This window comes from Calothrix sp. PCC 7507 (genome assembly GCF_000316575.1).
GTDB lineage: Bacteria > Cyanobacteriota > Cyanobacteriia > Cyanobacteriales > Nostocaceae > Fortiea.
Map to the genome: position 1 here is coordinate 2088097 of NC_019682.1, position 20758 is coordinate 2108854.

At 41.9% G+C, this 20758-nt stretch carries 15 protein-coding genes; 7 read left to right on the forward strand and 8 right to left on the reverse strand.

The features are described 5' to 3' along the window. The first annotated feature begins 341 nt into the window (after positions 1–341). On the forward strand, positions 342–1367 hold the full coding sequence (locus CAL7507_RS09125; protein WP_015128173.1) for an ABC transporter permease: 1026 nt from the start codon (positions 342–344) through the stop codon (positions 1365–1367). Between the two features lie 490 nt (positions 1368–1857). Here CAL7507_RS09125 and CAL7507_RS09130 read toward each other — a convergent pair whose 3' ends face one another. Then, a complete protein-coding gene (locus CAL7507_RS09130) occupies positions 1858–3888 on the reverse strand; it encodes an FAD-dependent oxidoreductase (protein WP_015128174.1) in 2031 nt (676 codons plus the stop codon). A 262-nt stretch (positions 3889–4150) separates the two neighbouring features. On the opposite strand from CAL7507_RS09130, the gene CAL7507_RS09135 reads away from it, so the two are divergent. Further along, positions 4151–6115 (forward strand): tetratricopeptide repeat protein, encoded by a 1965-nt coding sequence (locus CAL7507_RS09135; protein WP_015128175.1) that lies wholly within the window; start codon positions 4151–4153, stop codon positions 6113–6115. 41 nt (positions 6116–6156) lie between these two features. On the opposite strand, the gene CAL7507_RS09140 is transcribed toward CAL7507_RS09135, so the two are convergent. The 3 genes from CAL7507_RS09140 to glpX form a co-directional block, all read right to left on the reverse strand. After that, the gene (locus CAL7507_RS09140) at positions 6157–6579 is read right to left on the reverse strand and encodes a KTSC domain-containing protein (protein WP_015128176.1); all 423 of its coding nucleotides are present in this window, start codon (positions 6577–6579) and stop codon (positions 6157–6159) included. Between the two features lie 350 nt (positions 6580–6929). Beyond that, complete coding sequence (locus tag CAL7507_RS09145) at positions 6930–8216, reverse strand: glutamyl-tRNA reductase (protein ID WP_015128177.1); 1287 nt, start codon at positions 8214–8216, stop codon at positions 6930–6932. A gap of 277 nt (positions 8217–8493) precedes the next feature. Further along, complete coding sequence (glpX, locus tag CAL7507_RS09150) at positions 8494–9531, reverse strand: class II fructose-bisphosphatase (protein ID WP_015128178.1); 1038 nt, start codon at positions 9529–9531, stop codon at positions 8494–8496. Positions 9532–9863: 332 nt separating this feature from the next. Here glpX and CAL7507_RS09155 point away from each other — a divergent pair, with 332 nt between their 5' ends. Further along, positions 9864–10322, forward strand: a complete 459-nt coding sequence (locus tag CAL7507_RS09155; protein ID WP_236556919.1) for a hypothetical protein — start codon at positions 9864–9866, stop codon at positions 10320–10322. 42 nt (positions 10323–10364) lie between these two features. Continuing rightward, a complete protein-coding gene (grxC, locus tag CAL7507_RS09160) occupies positions 10365–10673 on the forward strand; it encodes a glutaredoxin 3 (RefSeq protein WP_015128180.1) in 309 nt (102 codons plus the stop codon). Positions 10674–10750: 77 nt separating this feature from the next. Here grxC and CAL7507_RS09165 read toward each other — a convergent pair whose 3' ends face one another. Beyond that, the gene (locus CAL7507_RS09165; protein ID WP_015128181.1) at positions 10751–11785 is read right to left on the reverse strand and encodes a zinc-binding dehydrogenase; all 1035 of its coding nucleotides are present in this window, start codon (positions 11783–11785) and stop codon (positions 10751–10753) included. A 197-nt stretch (positions 11786–11982) separates the two neighbouring features. Here CAL7507_RS09165 and CAL7507_RS09170 point away from each other — a divergent pair, with 197 nt between their 5' ends. After that, the gene (locus tag CAL7507_RS09170; RefSeq protein WP_015128182.1) at positions 11983–12753 is read left to right on the forward strand and encodes a trans-aconitate 2-methyltransferase; all 771 of its coding nucleotides are present in this window, start codon (positions 11983–11985) and stop codon (positions 12751–12753) included. 248 nt (positions 12754–13001) lie between these two features. Further along, entirely contained in the window at positions 13002–13544 is a 543-nt protein-coding gene (locus CAL7507_RS09175; protein ID WP_015128183.1) for a hypothetical protein, read from the forward strand. A 51-nt stretch (positions 13545–13595) separates the two neighbouring features. On the opposite strand, the gene CAL7507_RS09180 is transcribed toward CAL7507_RS09175, so the two are convergent. The 3 genes from CAL7507_RS09180 to CAL7507_RS09190 all read right to left on the reverse strand — a co-directional run bounded on the left by CAL7507_RS09180 (position 13596) and on the right by CAL7507_RS09190 (position 19374). Then, on the reverse strand, positions 13596–14744 hold the full coding sequence (locus CAL7507_RS09180; protein WP_042341256.1) for an extracellular solute-binding protein: 1149 nt from the start codon (positions 14742–14744) through the stop codon (positions 13596–13598). 91 nt (positions 14745–14835) lie between these two features. Then, on the reverse strand, positions 14836–17946 hold the full coding sequence (locus tag CAL7507_RS09185) for a DNA polymerase I (protein WP_015128185.1): 3111 nt from the start codon (positions 17944–17946) through the stop codon (positions 14836–14838). Positions 17947–18309: 363 nt separating this feature from the next. Then, complete coding sequence (locus CAL7507_RS09190) at positions 18310–19374, reverse strand: LEVG family PEP-CTERM protein (RefSeq protein WP_015128186.1); 1065 nt, start codon at positions 19372–19374, stop codon at positions 18310–18312. 421 nt (positions 19375–19795) lie between these two features. Between CAL7507_RS09190 and CAL7507_RS09195 the strand changes: the two genes are divergently transcribed. Next, positions 19796–20656: a Cof-type HAD-IIB family hydrolase gene (locus CAL7507_RS09195; protein WP_042342004.1), complete on the forward strand. Its 861-nt coding sequence runs from the start codon at positions 19796–19798 to the stop codon at positions 20654–20656. The last annotated feature ends 102 nt before the right edge of the window (positions 20657–20758 follow it).

The window sequence follows — 20758 nt, forward strand, 5'->3', positions numbered from 1 at the left end:
TTTGCTAGAACCCTTGATTTTTCAAGCTTCTTAGGGAATGAAACAGCCCTGCCCTGTAGTCCCCCCTTGGTAAGGGGGGACGGCGATAGGCAGTTATCGATGCTCTCAGATTTTTTCCGTCAATTACCCTTGGCTGAAGTAGCCGAAGAAATAGACCTGAGCCGAGAACGCAGTCTACCCCGCGATACCTTCACCCCATCACTTACCATAAGCCCATATATTAAATGCAAACCGTGCTTTACTCAAAGTATCTAGGACTGACGCAGTAGATTCTGTTACTAACTCGTTTCTCATACACCAAAATCTTCAACTGATTATTAATTTGGAATTTTAAATTGCTTATGTCTCGCTCCAAAGCCCTACAATATTACATTGCTTCCCGTGCAGTTCTAGCACCACTCCAACTGTTAACTATCATCACAATTGTCTTTCTTTTACTCAGAGCGACTCCAGGAGATCCAGCAGATGCAATTCTCGGTGGACGTGCGCCAGAAAGCGCTAAAGAAGAGTTACGAAAACAACTAGGTTTAAACTTACCTTTGTGGTTACAATACCTGAATTATTTAGGCAATTTACTGCACTTTGATTTGGGAACTTCTTTAACAAGTCGGGGACAACATGTTTGGGACATAATTGGGCAATATTTCCCAGCAACGGTAGAGTTAGCAGTATTTAGTATGGCAGTTGCTCTCATCGTTGGTATTTTCGTGGGGACTCTGTCTGCTTCTCGTCCGGGGACAATTTTTGATGTGGGTGGGCGATTGTTTGGTATTGTCACCTATGCACTTCCCATGTTTTGGGCGGGAATGCTGCTACAACTGATTTTTTCAGTCCAACTGGGGTGGTTTCCCAACTCCAACCGCTTTCCGCCAAATCTGCCGGCTCCGGCTCATATTACTGGTTTGTATACCATTGATAGTTTGCTAGGTGGTAATTTCAGCCAGTTTTTGGCATCTTTGCACCATCTCGCCCTTCCTAGCCTCACTTTAGGCATTTTGCTCAGTGGTATTTTTGAGCGAATTGTCAGAGTGAATTTAAAACAAACTTTGCAAGCAGATTATGTAGAAGCAGCGAGAGCTAGAGGGATTCAAGAAAGCAAAATTTTAGTTTCTCATGCTTTAAAAAATGCTTTGATTCCCGTAATTACGGTGTTGGGATTAACCTTTGCTTCTCTGCTAGGTGGGGCGATTTTGACTGAGGTGACGTTTTCTTGGCCTGGGTTGGCGAATCGATTGTATCAAGCAATTTCCGATCGCGATTATCCCACGGTCCAGGGCGTGTTGGTGTTTTTTGGGGCGATCGTCGTAGGCGCAAGCATTTTAATTGATATTTTAAATGCTTACGTCGATCCTCGAATTCGATATTAAACCTTGACACTTATCAAGGAATTAAATACTTTATATTCCCATTCAGATGACGTACAAAATTGTATCACGCGGTGTAAGGGCACGGCATGCCGTGCCCCTACGGGGTGTACATCACTAGGGAGAGAAACGCTATATCCCACTTCTGTCACTCTCCGAAAACTTTTGCCATTTCTGAATTCTAGAGCTTTTGTATAGCAGGCGTTGGCGCGATTATTTTCTAATAACAAATACAAGACCAACTTTTTTCTAATAGAATAGCTTGTATTGATTGCCTCATCGGGCTTCTAGCGATCGGCCTCCCGGAGAGTGACAGAACAGGGATAATTTATTGTCATCAAGGTAGTCGTTCAGTAGGAGATATTATTCGGAGTCTTGTTTTAATTTGGGAGTGTTTAGAGGTAGAAGAAATGATAAATCACCTTGAATTTATTTAAGCAACCTAAATCCCCAACTTTTCAAAAAAGTCGGGGATTTTAGAGATTAACAATATCTACCGCCAATCATCCCAATTTTGGTTAAAAATTGAGGTATCAGGAAAGGCTGTAGGATTGCCATTCTGTTCTAAAAGACGTTTCAAGGCTTGCAGTTGCGGTTCTGGTTTGGGCAAATCATCTACTAGTTGGTAGGGTGCAATAGCATTTTTGCGCGCAAAAGCTGCTACAGTTCCTGCCGCCGCGCCAACAGACCATTCAAAGGAATGGACTCGATAGGCTGCAGAAGCAATGTGACTAGTAGCGATGCTCTTACCACCGACGATTAAATTGTCGATTTTCTGGGGAATCATCGCCCTTAAGGCAATTTGAAACGGATAAGCTTGTCCCGCACCGCGTCTTTCACCTGCGCGTTCTCTGTTACCAGGGGTTTCTGGGGGGCTTTTTTCCATGCAAGGATGGAAGTCAATGGCGTAATGACCAATACCCACAGCATCAGGGAAGATAGTTGAGCGCGTCCGCCGCATGGCTTTGTCTGGTGAAACCTGTCCTGCAATTACCGATGTTGCTTCTAACCCAGATAGTGCCGCTTTTAACTGGCGATACATATTTGCCGGCAAGGTCTTACTGTAATAAGGATCATTATAATTACGGCGTGAAATATCAATTTCCCAAATAGTAAAACCCGTAGGTTGTCCCCAACTGGGGCGGCCAATGATGCGTCGTCCCTCCCGCATATAGGGGTATTTGGACAAGCCATGCACCGTCCCCATTGGCGAATCTAGCCCTGATACAAAGCGATTATTTGTTTGTTGCTGCTTCACACCTTGTCCTAGTTGGGAATCTGTAGTCCCAGCTACTAGCCAGTAGTAGTAAGATAGGGCATTTTCTTCTGCTTTGCGGAGGCTTTCTGTCCGCAGTCCCCCCATCCAACCCCCAGGCTGTAATTGCTTAGTACTTTGCAACTGTTGACGGGTATAAACTAAGTTATCAGCAGCGGTTCCAGGGCGGTAGTCGTTCCCCCAAGTCCAGTTTTGCATGGAGATGTCTCCAGGCGAGGGAGCAGTAAAATTGACTCCATTGAATGATGTTGCTTGTCCCTTCGTTGGACTCCAGATGCGGCGGTAGGTGAAAACTAAGCCAAAGTTTGCCAGTCGTTTCAATTCGTAGCTGAAATATGGCGCGTATTGCAAATAAAATGGAGGCATTTTCTGTGGTTGTGCTTCCTTAGTCGCCTCCATTGCAAAGGTGTAAGTGAAACCTTGAGGACAATAAGAGTCATTGCTGGTGCTAGAAGCCGAAGGTTCTAGATAAGAACGAGCATCTATACCTAATCGATAAGGGACATCCGCAAGGGCGACGATTTCTCCGGTTTCGCTGGCGTCCACGACATACCAATTTGAAGCGTTTCCTTTACCCTGTTTGGGAATGAAGCGAATAATAGTTTTGTTGAAGCGAGACGAATTTTCGTAACGGTAGGAGTCTTCAATAGTTTGAGATAAAGAAAGGGTGTTGAGGGGTTGCGCGTTGGGTGCTGGTTGATGTTGAATAGCGATCGCACTATTAATTATTTTCCCATCAGCACTAATTTCTAAATCTTTAATTACTGTATTTGGCAACCATTCTAACTTCCCTTTGCCTTGCTTCTCGGCATCTTTGAGCAGTTGAGCCAAAATTATATGAGCATCACGGGGCAAAAAGCAAGAGTCGCTTACCCAGCAATCACCAGGATTGAGCTTACCATACTTTTGCTGAATGCGGTTTCGCAATTCCAGGTAGCCACGAGAGTAGAATTGGCGCGCTCTTTGGGTAGGTCGTTCGTCTAATGCAGATGTCCCTTGAGCAGAAATTTGTCCCCCCAGCCAGTCGGTGATTTCTGTCAGACAAACTGTCTGTCCTGCTAATAACCCTTCATAAGCTGTCGCCACTCCAGAAAGTCCACCACCGACAACTAAAATCTCGCAATTTACAGTTTTGTCTGGAGTCCTCGGTGGCGCAGCAACAGCAGCATAAGGTGCAAGAAAAGCAGATACTAAGCTGAAACTGATGAACGATTTCTGGCCACAAGCGACTTTTTGTCTAGACTTCACGGTTGGAAACTCCCCTCAACTTCTGTGTCACCTTGTAGACGGTAGCATTTGGCAAATGTTCATCTCAAGCTTTTTCTTGAGGTCAAATTAATTTATCCAAATTACTGTATACGCAGGTATAATTTAAACCCTTTGGGTGTAAAGACAATCAGTTCTCACTTCTCCCTGACTCGCGTGCTAACGTTTCATCACTTCATTTTGTTATAGATTAGGAAATAAGCACGCCGCTTTAAAAACTAACCAACATCTAGGGATGGTTTTTATGAAGAGCAAAAAACAAGTCATTTTCACTATAGTTTTGCAAAGCGCTACTGTCTTTTCACCTTTGCTGTTGTGTGCTGGTATTACTAGTGGACAACCTACACCATTAATTTCCCCAAAAGTGACTCCTGCTACAGTAATATCGGATCAAGAGCGGGAGGAATTAGCGCAACTGCAAGCAGAAAAGCGTCTGCGAGAGCAATTTCCAGCTGATTTGACTCATACTTTTAGTGTGACAGTATTTCTGCTTAATATCTCACTGGTGATATTAAGTTTATTCCCAGTGCTGATAATTGCTTTCTTGTGGCTACTAAGGCGGGTAGCAATCCGTGAGATTGTTGATAGAGCCACATCACAGCTACAAGAGTTAGAAAAATTACAAAATCAGTTAATTCTGGTGAAACGAGAGTCGGAAAATATTCTCCAAAATTCTAAAACCAAAATCTATGAGTTAGAAAATGACGCTGACATTTTGCAAACAAATATTAGACGTGAACAAGAAAATTTATCGGCATTGACATCTGAGATATTACAATCAAAAAACGTTATATTAGCTGAACTAGAAGATAAAATCCAAGAGATTCAACAAAATATAGATAATTTAGTATTTGAATTTACCTCTCAACTTTCTAGATTACAGGTAGATGTTCAACAACAAAAAGATAGATCTGTTGAAAACCTAGAAAAATCTCAGGTGGAATTGGCTTCACAACTTTCTGACTTGCAGGTAGATGCTCAACAACAAAAGGTTATAGCTATCCAGAATTTAGCCCAATTACAGTCAGAACATACCTCTCAACTATCGGCATTGCAAACAGATGCTCAACAACAAAAAGAGCTAACTCTGATCAATCTTGGAGAACTGGAGAATTTATTTAGGTTAAACATATCAAAATTACAATCTGATACTCAACACCAAAAAGATAAAATTATTGAAAGTTTAATTAAATTACAGTCAGAATTCGCTGCTCAATTATCTGAGTTACGACTAGATGTTGAAAAACAGAAAGAGCTAATTATTGAAAATTTAAAGCAATCAGGTTTTGAATTTACATCTCAATTCTCAGAATTACAATCTGATGCTCAACAACAAAAAATTTTAATTCTAGAGAAGCTAGAAAACTTAGAGACAGAGTTTGTATCACAACTCTCAGAATTACAGTTAGATGCTCAACAAAGAAAAGATGTAATTCTGCAAGAACTTTCTGAAATGACACATGCGCCTATTCCAGAAATTGTCACACCTAAAGTTGAGGAAGAAATCCAGAAAGCGTCTGCTGATGATTATGTCAAACAGGGAGATATGCTGTTATCTGCAAGGCGTTATGAGGAGGCGATCGCACTTTATAATAAAGCAGTGATTATCGAACGTGATAACCCTGTGACTTGGGTGAAGCGAGGCATAACCCTAGGAAGATTGAAACGCTACAAAGAGGCGATCGCATCCTACGATCAAGCCATTCAGCTGAAACCAGATTATCACCAAGCTTGGTGCGATCGCGGTGTGGCTTTTGGGAATTTACAACAACATCAAGAAGCTTTAGCCTCTTTTACTCAAGCTACTCAAGTCAAGCCTGATGATGCAACCGCTTGGTTGAATCAAGGTCTAGCACTGGTAGCATTAGAACGATATGAAGACGCGATCGCCTCATTTAACAAAGCGTTACAATTCCAGCCAGACTCAGCCAAAATTTGGGATAAAAAAGGCTATACTTTGGTGAGGCTGGGGCGCGATGAAGATGCGATCGCTAGTTTTGATCAAGCTATAAAAATTAATCCAAATTATGCTAGCGCGTTTTATAATAAAGCAGCTTGTTACGCTCTGCAAAAAAAGGTAGAGTCAGCTTTAGAAAATATTCAAAAAGCAATTGAAATTAATCCTCAATACAAAAAAGAAATAGCAACTGATATAGATTTTGATGAAATTGCCAGTAATGATAACTTCACAAAGTTAATTGAGGCTTAATATTCCCGACTTCTCTCATAAGTCACAAATCTGTCAAGTCACTAATAACAATAATTATCATCTATCCGCTCACTCTCAAATCTACCTTTAATCTCATGATTAAAAAATCTGCCAATTGAGTCAGATGCATGTAAATCTTCCCAAGTGTCTAAATCAACTCCGGAATACTGATAGACTGCTCCACTATGAAACTCAACCTGCAAGATATGTTCATCGCTATCGTAGCCAATAGCAGTTGCCATCGATGAACTAACAGGTAGCATCGCAATTGGTTCTTGTAATTCAGGAAGCGCAGTGTATTCAGAAACAATCTCGTTTAGTTGTTGCAGTCCTTCATAAGCTTGAATTGGCGCTGGGATTTCTAGCAAATCTAGTTCATCCCCTCGGTTTAGCAATAACTGTAGATGACCTTCAGAGTGAGCGATCGCAATTATATCGCTCAAGTCAACTTTAGATAGTTTCATGAATTTTGCTCTCCTGCTGGTGTAGAGGTAAGATTTCTCAGTTGAGAGTTTTAATTTTTGATTTAACACAAGCTTATATAGTACAAATGTACTATATAAGTGCTTTGCTGTCAAGCTTTAAGTAGCCATCATCACCTGCATAAACCAAAACAAATGAAAAGGGGATTAGGGATTAGTGTTTTTTATATGACTTACCCAGTCGGATTTTTATAGTATGATTGTACTATCAAGTGATTGCTTTCAGAATTGCCTCCCCCACCTCCCAGTGGGGCTTTATTTTTGGTGGAAATGGAGCATGGGGCATGGGGCATTGGGTAATTAGTTCTTCCCCCAGTCCCCAGTCCCCAATCTCAACTAAACTGCTCTTCTGCATCCAGATTGAACAACATCTGCAAAGTCTGCATACATCGCCGTCTAGCTTCAACATCCTGTTGTGCGCGCAATTGCACCATCGGGTCGTGTAAGATTTTGTTAACTATTCCTTTTGTTAATGCTTCGATTACTTCTTGATGTTTATCTCCGAATTCCGAACCCAGCCGTGACAAAGCCTTTTGTAATTCTTGTTCGCGGATAGTTTCAATTTTGTTTCGCAGACAGCTGATGGTGGTGACAGTTTCGAGCGATCGCCACCAAATATCAAAAGCTTCTCCTTCCTCATCTAATATCTTCTCTGCTTCCTGAGCCATTTGGCGACGACTTTCATAGTTTTGTGCAACTACTGCTTTTAAATCATCGACATTAAAAGCTTGCACGTTTGCTAAGTCATTTACGTCCGTGTGGACATTACGCGGCACGGAAATATCAAATAACATTAGAGGCTGATGAGGTTCTAAAACCATCTCTAACTTAGCGCGGTCAAGAATAGGGTCTGTAGACGAAGTGCTAGTAAACACTAAATCGCTTTCGGCAATTACAGATAACATTTCCGACAACAGATGAATTTTGATTGGTTGTTCTGGGAACTGCTTGGTTAATTCCAGAGCGCGATCGCGGGAACGATTTAAAATTGTAATTTGCACAGCGCCTTTAGAAATTAGGTGCTGCACCAATAGCCGCGACATTTTACCAGCGCCTAGAATGGCGACTCGGCTAGCGGCTAAGTTATCCACTTTCAGATGCGCCAATTCCACAGCCGCTGAACTGATAGAAACTGCACCAGTCCCAATGCTAGTTTCTGTACGCACCCGCTTACCAGCTGTCAGTGCTTGCTTAAATAACCGATTTAAAATTGTTTTTATACCGTTATACTGCTGTCCCAGTTTGTGAGTATGCTTGACCTGAGCCAAAATTTGACCTTCTCCGAGTACCAGACTATCTAATCCAGCCGCTACTCGCAGCACATGCATGACTGCATCATCATGGAGCAAAGTAAATAAATGTTGTCGTAGAGATGGTGTCAGTAATTTGCTGTATTCCGCCAGAAATTGTGTAACTTCCCGGATACCATACTCAATTTCCGGAGTCACAATATAAATTTCCAGACGGTTACAAGTACTGAGAATTGCAACCTCGTCAATGTGGGGATAGCTGAGAAGGTGAGCGATCGCACTTTCAATCTGAGCTTCTGGAATACTCAGCTTTTCCCGAATTTCCACTGGGGCTGTTTTATGGCTTAACCCCACCACTGCAATATTCATTTCTTATCGGTAATTGGTAATGGGTTATTGAGGATTGGGGATTGGGTACTGGGGATTGGGTATTGAGGATTGGGTACTGGGGATTGGGAGAAATTTGTTCTCCCCTACTTCCTGCTCTTCTTCTTCCCAGTCCCTAGTGGTTTGTCAATTTTGTTTTGAGGGGTTTTTGGTAGTGCGGGCCGAAAAGCCCGCGTGAGCGAGACGCTCACACTACAGTCCCTCATTTCAACCCTGACAGACTACTAGTCCCTAGTCCCTAGTCCCCAGTCTCTAGTCCCTAGTGCAATTGCACAACCTTAGGCTGGTCATGCAAATGGATTGTGTCTACAAAACGAGCAGTGTTTGACTGGGTAGAAATAACCAAGCTATGGGTTCTAGCGCCGCCTTTGAAGAAGCGTACACCTTGCATCAAATTACCGCTGGTAATACCACAACCAGCAAACAGAACATCTTTACCAGAGGCCAATTCGTGAGCATCATAAACCTTATCAGGGTCAGTGATACCCATAGAACTCAGACGATCTAGGTTAGCTTGCTTGCTTTCCCCAATCAAACCTGTTTTCACTACTGCTGGATCGTAGATCAGTTGACCTTGGAAGTGTCCGCCCAAAGCACGCATTGCGGCTGCGGAGATCACGCCTTCAGGCGCAGCACCGATACCCATGAGCGCATGGATGTTAGTACCAGCAAAACCACAGGAGATGGCTGCACCCACGTCACCATCAGAAATCAGTTGCACTCTGGCACCAGCATCGCGGATTTCCTTGATCAAATCATTGTGGCGATCGCGCTTCATGACAACTATCACAAGTTCATCAATACCACGGTCTAGAGCCTCGGAGAGAATCTTGAGGTTTTCTGTAGCTGACTTGTTGATGTCTACCTTACCCTTAGCGGCTGGAGGTGCAGCTAATTTCTTCATGTAGAAGTCAGGTGCAGCGAATAATCCGCCTTTCTCGGAAATTGCCAAGACAGCCATTGAACCAGGTTGACCGTATGCGACTAAGTTTGTACCTTCACAAGGGTCAACGGCAATGTCAATTTCGACTAATTCATCAGGGTTACAGAAGCTTTTAGCATCTGGTTGGGTACAGATACCGACTTCTTCCCCGATGTATAGCATGGGGGCGTCATCACGTTCTCCTTCCCCAATTACAATGCGACCTCGCATGTAAATCTTATTCATCCGCTCCCGCATAGCTTCCACCGCTACTTGGTCTGCAGTGTTCTTTTCGCCTTTACCCATCCACTTAGCGGATGCGATCGCGGCTTGCTCTACTACTTCAATAATCTCTAACCCAAGTGTATTTTCCACAGAGTCGCCCTCTCAACTGCTTGACTTGCCGTAGTTTCATGTAGCTATTTCAGTCTTTAAGTCTACCAAAGGGCGGATACCTATAGAAAAAGACTTGTTTAGCGTCTGTGTTAAGTTTTGCTGCTAACCATTCTAAGCGTGTGCTATTTTTGACATCATATTGCAGTGTTATTGTATCTAATAAATATTGTTACAGAGTCAGCGTCAACGTTTATATTAAGTTTGAATGACAGAAAAAGACAGTCATGAAGCTATTGGAATCGATCCAGACATTTATAGAAAGGCACACTCTTAGCTTTCTATTTTTTCTATTAGGTACATTGCTAATCTTTTTGGCAGTAACTACTAGCTTTGACTTACCAGGTCTTAAGGGAATTGTTCCCTATGCAGATTATCGACTAGCTTCGCTGGTATTAGGTGTTATTTTTGTTTTATTGGCAACTTTGCTTTATTATTTACCTCCACAAGCAACTAAAGCCATTCCAGATGTATTCAGAATGACTTTGTTTGAGCGCAGAGACAAACTTCTTTCAATAACTCAAAAGGAAATTCTGAATTTTATTGAGGAAAAAACTACTAACAATATTCGAGGACTACAACAAGATGCATTAGAGCAGAAATTTAGTCGTAGAAATCCGTCAGAAACCTTCTATAGATTAGAACAACTTTACTTACTAGGATTCTTAGAAAAAACTGAAGTCACAAATACACCAGAAGGTATACCAAGATATATATACCGGCTATCTTCTGATTATCAGCAACTGATAGGTAGGCGGAGTAAAGCAAAATGATTTAGGCTAAAGATAATTCATAAAAATCTCTAAAATCAAAATATGCTAGACTTCCTCAATCCTGTTTTAAATCGCCATCCAGAACGAGTGAAAGCCAACGTTGAAATCTACACTTGGCAAACCTGCCCTTTCTGTATCCGCGCCAAGCTGCTGTTGTGGTGGAAAGGTGTAAAATTCACCGAATATAAAATTGATGGTGATGAAGCCGCCAGAGCTAAAATGGCAGAACGTGCCGATGGACGTCGCTCAGTACCACAAATTTTTATCAATAACCAGCATGTCGGTGGCTGCGATGACCTTTATAAGTTAGATACCCAAGGTCAACTTGACCCTCTGTTAGCGGCAGCATAAAAGTTATCAGTTACTTGTACTGAGCGGAGTCGAAGTATCAGTTAATAATCTTTTTCATGCTGATAACTGTTTACTGTTCACTGTTCACTGATTAGTGCTACTTTAATTACTTTACGCGCTTTCATATCAGAAAATACCTGTGCTAAATCTTTTAATGGGCGCTGTTCGCTAATTAATAATTCAAAAGCAATTCTGCGACTAGCAATCAGTTCCAGAGCGGCGCGGACGTATTCTGGTGTGTTGTGAAATACGCCCTTCAAAGTCAGTTCGCTGTAGTGTAGTTGTTCTGTATTGACTGTAATCGTGGTATCCCGTGGACAGCCACCAAATAAGTTTACAGTTGCACCGGGACGGGCACAAGCGATCGCACTTTCCCATACACTAGGTACACCAGTCGCTTCAATTACCACATCCGCACCCCATCCTTGGGTGAGTTCTTTCACCACACTAGGCATATCAGAAATTTGATGATAATTAAAAGTCTGGGCTGCACCGAGTTTTTTACCAATTTCTAGCCTGTGGTCATTCCCTCCCCACAACCATACTTCAGCTTGTCCAGCATCTGCCAAAGTTGCCACAAACATCAGCCCAATTGCCCCATCTCCCAACACAACCACCCTGTCTCTAGCTTTAATATGGGAACGCCCTATCCCATGCAACACACAAGCTAAAGGTTCCGTCATCGCTGCCAATTCATATGGCAACTCGTCAGGAATCCGCAACATATTATGCTGCACAATCGGTGCGGGAATTTTCAGGTATTCCGCAAATGTGCCATTATTCCAAGTTAAATTAGGACATAAGGAATATTCTTGGCGTTGACAAAAAAAGCATTCCATGCATGGAGCAGAATTATTAGCGACAATGCGATCGCCTATTTGCCAATTCCTGACACCCTTACCCAAAGCCACAATCTTACCTGCAGCCTCATGACCAAACAGCGTTGGTGGTTTCAGCATCTTGGCATGGCCGCCACGACGCCATACCTTCAAATCTGTACCACAAGTAGTAGCTGCTCCCACTTGGATCACCACCTCACCATCCGCCGGAGTAGGATCAGCAACCTCCTCTAGGCGTAAATCTTCTTGACCATAAAGCAACGCCGCTAGCACAGTTTTTGACCTAATTTAAATAGCTGAAGTTGATTCTATCAGACCGAAACCTTGTTACTATCAACTAAGCTAACATGCGTTTAACTGAATATTACTCCTAACCAAGTATTCAGAAGCCAGGAGCCATAATACACAAGCCCCCTCCCTCCTGACTTCTGACTCCAACCTCCTGAATCCAACCTGCAATTTCACTATTTATGACTAATATTTCTTTATCTCATACTTGGAACACTACCCTTTATGAAGATAAACACGCCTTCGTCTGGCAGTATGGCGAAGAATTGCTGAAATTACTCAACCCTCAGCCAGGAGAATCGATTTTGGATCTCGGTTGTGGCACTGGACAACTCACAGAAAAAATTGCCCAAACAGCATCTGAAGTGATAGGAATTGATAGCGCGCCGGCGATGATTGAGAAGGCCAAACAAAACTATCCCCATCTGCATTTTGATGTTGGTGACGCTACAAACTTTCAAGTTGAACAGCCATTAGATGCGGTATTTTCCAACGCTGTATTACATTGGGTGAAAGCAGCAGATAGAGCGATCGCTTCCATACATCAAGCACTCAAACCCGGAGGGCGTTTTGTCGCTGAATTTGGCGGGAAGGGGAACGTTCAGGCGATCGCTCAAGCTTTATCTCACGCTGTGGAGGCGATCGGCGCTCCCCAAGCACTGAATCCTTGGTATTTCCCCAGCATTGCTGAATATGCTACCCTCCTAGAACAGCAAGGTTTTGATGTTATCTATGCAGTCTTATTAGCGCGTCCAACTCCTCTAGCTGATGGCGAAGCAGGCTTGCTAAACTGGATTCAGATGTTCGCTAGCGCTTTTTTAATAGAACTTTCTGTCGAGCAACAAATACAAGTCATTCGCAACGTCGAAGAGTATCTCAAACCAACGCTGTATCATCAGGGAACTTGGACAGCAGACTACCGCAGAATTCGTATCCTTGCCATAAAAATTTAGATTTTATTGAAACATAGTAATCTTTAAATAAGTCAAGGTTAAAAGCGACACACCAGTTTGCTTGAAGGGTAAAACTTCCCCAAACAAATAACAACTTGCCCTGAGCGGAGTCAAAAGGATGACAAATGACAAGCAACGTGAGTAAGTAAGTCTAAAACTCTCTTCCCTCCTGTCTCCTGTCTCCTGTCTTCTGTCTCCGCCCTCCTGCCTAATCCCAATGATAATTATTTACGCCAACCTACTTAAATATGCCTAAAAACAAAGTGCCTTGTCGCCAGAAATCATTATCACTAATACTAACCATCAGCCTGACCACAATTTCGCTTTTACCAATCCCATCTTCACTAGCAGAAACGAACTCAGTCCCGTCACCTTCTGATGCACCTTTAGAACTTGAATTATTAAACAAGCCAAAAAGCTCCGTAATTACAGCCAACACCATTGACCCAAGAAAATTAACAAGTCCTAGTTTATGGTTAATCAAAGCCAACTTAGAGGAAAATAAGCTGTTAAATAACTGGATAGCATATCCATCTGCGAAAGCAGAACCTGCACGTCGTGTAGACCTCATAGTCAATCAGCAAGTTTGGAGTTTATTCGATTATCTAGAGCGCTACGACTTCGTGAATCGCTTTGGTACTGCTGTGCGGAATGAGGGTTATAACCTGCGAGTATTTAATAGTCAGGAAGAACTTTTAGCCACATACACATGTAACTTTAAAGTTGAAAAAGCTTTATGCGGTATACAAATGAATACTCAAAATAAGTTAGGATGGCGGCGTTCTCTTTAGAAATTAGCAAGAAAAATTGATCGCACGGTTTCTGCATTCCTCAATTACCAATTAAGCCTTGATTTTGGCAAACAAAGACTCATATTGTTTGCTAGCTGTTGAGTTTAAGGGAAGTAAAAACTCACTTTTATCAAAAACCTCACGATTACTCAATAACAAATTCCGTAATTTTTCCTGAATTTCTGATGCGACAATATTTGTAGAAATTGGGGAATTACTTTTGGTCAGCAAAGAAATTTGTTTAGCAATGTTTGGTTGCCAACAAAAATCAATCCATTGATCAGATAAAGTGTCTTTACTAACACTAGCTGGACGCACCCACAAGTCAACCCAAACTGCTGTTCCTGATTGAGGAATAATTGCCGCTAGCTGTGGATAGCGTGCGAGAACAGGCATCACATCATCAGACCAAGCCACTGCTAACCAAGTATCTTCAGTGATTAGGGGTTCTAGGTAAGTAGTGGAAGCGTAGAACTTAACTTGTTGGTTTAATCTCCTGAGTTCTTTTTCCAAGTCTGGTACTTGGTCGAGATTCTCTGTATTGTAGGATTTTCCTAGCTTCTTCAGAGTCAAGCCTATCACTTCCCGTGGTTGGTTGAGTAAAGAAATGCGCGATCGCACTTCCTCACGCCACAAGTCACCCCAATCACTCGGTGTCCAACCCAATTCTTTGAACTTGTCACGGTTATACACAATCACCGTACTACCCCAACGGTAAGGAGCCGCCCAAACTTTCCCTTGAGCATCCAGAATACCTTGGTCATTGCGTGTGACTAATTTGTGCCATCTTTCATCTAAAGCAGACCACTGTTTTACCTGTTTTACTTCCAGTGGTTGAATTAGTTTCTGCTCAATAGCCGCTTTTAGCCAATAATCGCCTAATGTCACCAAATTGGCCGCTGGAGAGTTTTGGGATTGCCCAAAAGGTATAAAACGCCTCCATCCTTGTTCATCATTAGCTTTTGGCTTCTGCTGCCAACTCTGCAACTGCTTAAATAAATCCTGTATCTGCTCTACTGGTGCAAACTTTAACTGTGCTTGTTGCTGCAAACTTTTGTGAAATTGATTAACTACCTGACCAGGAATAGAACCTTTTAATAACTGTACATTCAGCTGCGTCTGGTTTTTACCGCCGCACCCCACGAGTAATTGCGAAAGCGCCAGCGTACCTGTACCTAACAAAAAAGACCTTCTATCCATCAATTTTGGATTTGAGATTTGGATATACCTATCTTAAACACAACACATCCCCAGATTTTCTTCCCCATACCCAATGCCCATTGCCCATACCTTACTTTGTCTCCATCCAGTTCTCACCAGCGCGTACATCTACTACTAACGGCACACTTAATTGCACAGCATTTTCCATAATCGATTTAATTTGTGGTTGTAATTCTTCCCACTCTTGGGGAGGAACTTCAAACACTAATTCATCGTGAACTTGCAACAACAGACGTGCTTGATATTTCTTCAAAACCTCATGCAATCTTGCCATAGCGATTTTGATAATATCAGCACTAGAACCTTGAATTGGTGCATTAGCAGCAGAGCGTAATAAACCCGCATCATACGGACCCAAATTTTTTAACTTGCTTAAATCAATCTCATCTGGGTTGCTACCTTTAAGAGAGCGTAAACTGTTACTAGTAAACTCAAAATAGCGCCGACGACCGAGAATAGTTTCTACATAACCAAGGGCGATCGCTTGCTTTTTTACACCTTCCAAATATGCAAAAACTTTAGGATAGCGTTCGTTAAATCGCTTAATAAACTCGTTAGCAACAACTTTATCTATCCCCGTTGAGCGCGAAAATTTCAGCGAACCCATACCATAAATCACACCAAAATTAATAGTTTTTGCTGCCCTTCTCTCATCTGATGTGATATCTTCTTTTTCAAAAATTAACCTTGCTGTTACAGTGTGAACATCTTCATTTTGCTGATACGCTTGCAATAATATCGGCTCTTGACTCAAATGAGCCAAAATCCGCAACTCGATTTGTGAGTAATCAGCAGCCACCATTAACCAGCCTGGTTCCGGTAAAAATGCTTTACGAATTTGACGACTAAAAGCAGTACCAATAGGAATATTTTGCAAATTTGGATTAGAAGAAGACAAACGTCCAGTATCTGTAACAGTCTGATTAAAATCTGTGTGCAATCGCTGCGTGTCTGAACGTACTAGCTTGGGTAGAGATTTCACATAGGTAGAATAAAGTTTGTGCAAGGTACGATACTCTAGGAGGGCATCAATAAATGGGTGTTCTCCTTGCAGATTTTCTAGTATGTCAGCAGAGGTAGAGTAATAACCCTTACTAGATGTTTTACGCGACTTTTTGCTATTTAGCCGAAGTATATCAAATAGTAATTCACTTAATTGTTCAGGTGAGTTTAAATTGACAATATCACGTGGCAAAGCATCAGTAATTTTCTGTTTAATATCAAGTAAATCTATTTTTGGCAATTCTTTGAGTGTTTTATGGAAATAAGCTTTTAAGATGGGACTTGGTAGAGTATCGTATTTTTTTTGCTTAATAGATACTAAATCAGGTTGGTTTTGCTCCCATATAGTTACAAAATAGCCTTTTAACTCAGAAGCAGGTATAGAACTATAGGCTATTTGCTCAATTCGTGCTAAATCAGTTTCTAACTGAACAGAAAACTTTTGCAGATAAGGTAAATCAATACGGACACCTGTATATTCCATTTCCGCTAAAACTTCCTCTAGCGGCTGTTCCACTTGCAGAAATAACTTATATAAACTGGGAATTTCTTCTAGTTCTTCACGTAATTTTACTACTAAACCAAATGTAGAATAGACATCCATTCCGCAGTAATCTGCTACCGCAGGAATATCAATATCAGCGATAGTTTTACCTTTAGGAACTAAATCTAAATAACTTTTCGCCGTTAAACCTAAATATCGCTGAGACAAATCACTCAAGTTATGTTTAGAATCTGGATTTAAAATATAACTGGCTAACATGGTATCAAACACTAAACCCGCCAAGTTAATTCCTTGACACCGTAGCACTAAGCGGTCAAATTTAGCATTTTGCAAAGCTTTAGGATAATCAGCACTTTCTAAAATTGGACGTAGTAATTTTAGCGCCACATCTTGATTCAGATTCTCCCCAATTTTGTGTCCAAGGGGAATATAAGCCATCTCATCTAGTTTCGTTCCCCAACAGCAACCAATCCCCACTAAAGAGGCGTTTCGTGGCTCTAAATCTGTGGTTTCAGTATCCCAAGCAACAGGTATTTCTGGATTAGTGAATTTTTGCAATAGGCTCACCAACTCGGTAAGTTTCGCTTCAGTATTAATGATGCGTGGTTGAATTGGTGAAGCAGCTTGTTTTTGTGCAGCTTGTGTCTCAGCAAAACTGAAAAATGCCACACTTTCGTCTGCAAATTCTTCTCCATCAGCTATTTCTGCTTTTGGCGCTGCTGCAACTTTGCCACCAAACCGCTGCTGGAGTTCGTCGATTTTGTCTAAGAAACGGTTAAATTCTAATTTTTCTAAAATTGGTGCCAGGATATTTTTATCAAACCCTGTTAATTTACAAGCTGCTAAATCAACTTCCAGCGGCACATCTAAAACTATACTTGCTAAGTAACGAGATTTCTCTGCATCTTCTTTACCATCTACAAGTTTCTTCTGAGTTGCTCCTTTGATTTCAGGTAATGCAGCATAAATTTGGTCTAAGGAACCGTAGGCTTTCAATAACTGCACTGCTGTCTTTTCACCAATTCCTCTCACCCCAGGAATATTATCTGATTTGTCACCACACAGGGCTTTAAAATCGACAACTTGCGAAGGTAAAATCCCCATTTTTTCTTGGACTTGTTCTGGGCCAAATTCAGTGATGCTATTTGTAGAGCGCTTCCAAGCATCTGGACTAAAATTAAGAACGGTGATTTCTTTATCGAGGTCGATGAGTTGAAATAAATCGCGATCGCCTGTTAAAATCTTCACTTTATACCCAGCCGCAGTCGCTCTTTGTGCTAGGGTTCCCAATACATCATCCGCTTCATAACCAGGAGCCGTGAAAATTGGCAAATTAAAGCCTGTGAGTAGCTCTTGGAGATTTTTCAAGTCGGGAACAAAATCTTCTGGTGTCCCCGGACGATCAGCTTTATAAGTATCATCAGCTTCATGACGGAAAGTTGGTAAGCCTAAATCAAAGGCTACAGTTATTGCTTCTGGCTGTTGTGTAGCCATTACCTCTAGCAGGGACTTGAGAAAGCCAAAACATACACTGGTAGGAATACCAGTCTTTGTCCGCAATCCGCCGTCTCGTCCTTTGGCGAAAGCGAAGTATGAACGAAAGGCTAGCGAGTGTCCATCGATAAGGATGAACGTAGGGCGTGTTGTGGTTGCAGAATCGGAAGTTTGGGACATAGGCTTATTTTAGCTAGTTGCTGCCATCGCCGACACAGCCAATGTTAGCTTCAGATGGTAGTTTAGCTCAAATTGCAGCAGCCTCACATCGCACCCATAGATTAGATGAGAAGCCTGAAATGTAGACTTGCATCAGTTTAGCTATAGCGCTTCCCATTCAAATGAAGTACCAAAATATATCACGCTGTGTAGGGGCATGGCACTGCCATGCCCTTACCGATGTACTTGCTATTAAGTTACTACTAGCGCTAAAAATCACATAAATCATTCGTGATCAAAAAAATACCCTACTTCTTTTGAGAAGTAGGGTATCTGTTGCTTTGAATTTTCACAAATCAAATTAGGCTAGCTATAGAATCTGCTTTATGCAATTTTACTTTTGCGTTGCCGTCTGCTCATCATACCTAACACTGCTAAAGCACCCAGTCCTCCTACAGTACCAGGTTCAGGCACAGTTTTTAATTGGAAATTCACACCATCACCATGTTGTGGAGGACCAAATTTGCTATCTGTGTAGCCATATTGTTGTCCGGGATTACCCAGTTGCACTACGAAGGATTTCACATCCTTTATGGTGAGTGTCTGGAGATTTCCGTCTTCCTTCCCGGTGAGCAATTCCTTAATGGAAATAGTTTTACCTGCACCGTTGATGTAGCTCAAAATCCCTGTATGATTCGTGTCTTCTACATCAAAGAAACTCAGCTTTATCCCTGCGAGGGGATTGTTAAAGTCAAATTGGAACTTACCAACTTCTAATGACCCTTTTTCAACAGGCTTACCAGGAGTAACCGTTGTTTTCTGAGTTGTTGTTTTGGTAGTAGTTTTCTGTTTCAGTTTGTTACCGTCAAGGTAGGTCTCTATTGTTTTTTCAATAGATGTTGTTGTTGTAACCTTTTCACCTTTAGAGTTTGTCGTTGTCACCTTTGTAGCAGGTTCTGTAATAGTCTGTGTGCCTGGAGTACCTGATAGCACACTAACAGTCTTTACTGCGCTAGATGTCTTAGCTGGGTCTGCTTTCACAACATCAGCGTTATAAGCTACAGGACGCAACCAATACTGTCCTTCACCAGGATTAGTACCTAAATCCTGAGACAGAAACTGAATTCCAAACTTTGAGTAATCGTTAGCTGTGTCTTTTTCATCTACAAACAAGCGGCTCAAAGAAAACTGTGAATCGTAATTCAAGCTAGTTACTGTGTAACCATTTGCTCCCAAACTTGTGTCAAGACATTTGGGGTTTGTATCACTCAGACATGCCAGGTTAGTGAGTTTAATTTCTCCTTCTTGTTGAGGAACTAAATTAGTCGCGTGGGCTGCAGAGGTAGCAGACAAAACACTCAGACCGATGGTAGATGCAGCTATAACTTTGTAAAAAGGCTTTAATGTCAACATAAAAATCTTTTGTTCAGAACGCAGTTTGTAGTTCATAGTTGTCGCTATGTCATTACGATATCTCTCAAAGATTCTTAATGACAAGAGCAAAAAGATGTTTTAGGCAACTCTTCAAAATATTTGCTTCTTTAAGTATTTTGCACAAAATCAATCATGAAAACCCTCTATTTAAAAGCAGCTAAATGTGCAGATTTTTATCTAAAAATTGCATGTGAATTATTGCTAAGATGCCAAAATCTCAGTGTGTTTACATATTCTGTATTCAATTAACGTAAATTCATCATTTTATTCATCTAAGTGAAATTTCATATTTATAAAGTTCTCTTGGTAAAGAAGTTTACAGTAGATGCGATCGCATTGAGTAGAACAGGCAAACATGTTCTAATCCTCATCCCTGCTCCCCATGACCTCTCAGAGGCTGTTAACCTCTTACTGGAACCTCAAATCTTGGGAATTTATGCACAAAGCATTTACCACTGGCAATCAGACTGTGGCTATAGAAGAAATCAAACTACTGGTTCTAGATATAGATGGCACGATATCCGGACACTCTAATACTCTTAGCACCCGCGTCAAGCAGGCGATCGCTGCGGTTCAAGCACGAGGAATTCATGTGGCGATCGCTACTGGTCGCATGTACCGTTCTGCCTTACGCTTTCACCAAGAAATTAGCTCGACTCTACCATTAGCCGCCTATCAGGGTGCTTGGATTCAAGACCCATCTGACCAGAAAATTCATCGCCATTTGGCTGTTTCCAGAGAAATGGCTCACCAGCTACTAGACTATTTTGAACAGCCGGAATTGCGATCGCTTTTATCTGTTCACTTTTACATCAATGACCAGCTCTATGTCCGAGAGTTAACCACAGAAACCCAACTCTATGCGGAACGTTCTGATATTACTGCGATTCCTGTAGGTGATTTGCGCCAAGCGTTAGCTAATGAGCCTACAAAGGTTCTGGCTTTGTGCGACGACACAAATGTCATTCAAGATATTTTAGGTGATTTACGTCGCCAATACACACCATCTGAGCTTTATCTCACAACATCCGTTGCTACCTTCTTTGAAGCAACTAATGCTGCTGTCAACAAGGGAACTGCTGTGCGTTACCTAGCGGAAGAACTACTAGGATTACAAAAACACAACGTCATGACTATTGGTGATAACTTTAATGATGTGGAAATGCTAGACTATGCTGCCCTTGGTGTAGCTATGGGCAACGCACCAACAGAAGTACAGGCGATCGCTCAATGGATAGCTCCTACTGTAGAGGAAGACGGGGCTGCTGTAGCGATTGAGAAATTTTTACTGGCTTAGGTGTAGTTTTTCAAACCAGCCTTCTATAGAGATCAGAAAGAGCACCGACGACTGGCCGTGTTTCGTCTCGGTGCTCTTGCTGGTTCGCTCCTCACACACCAG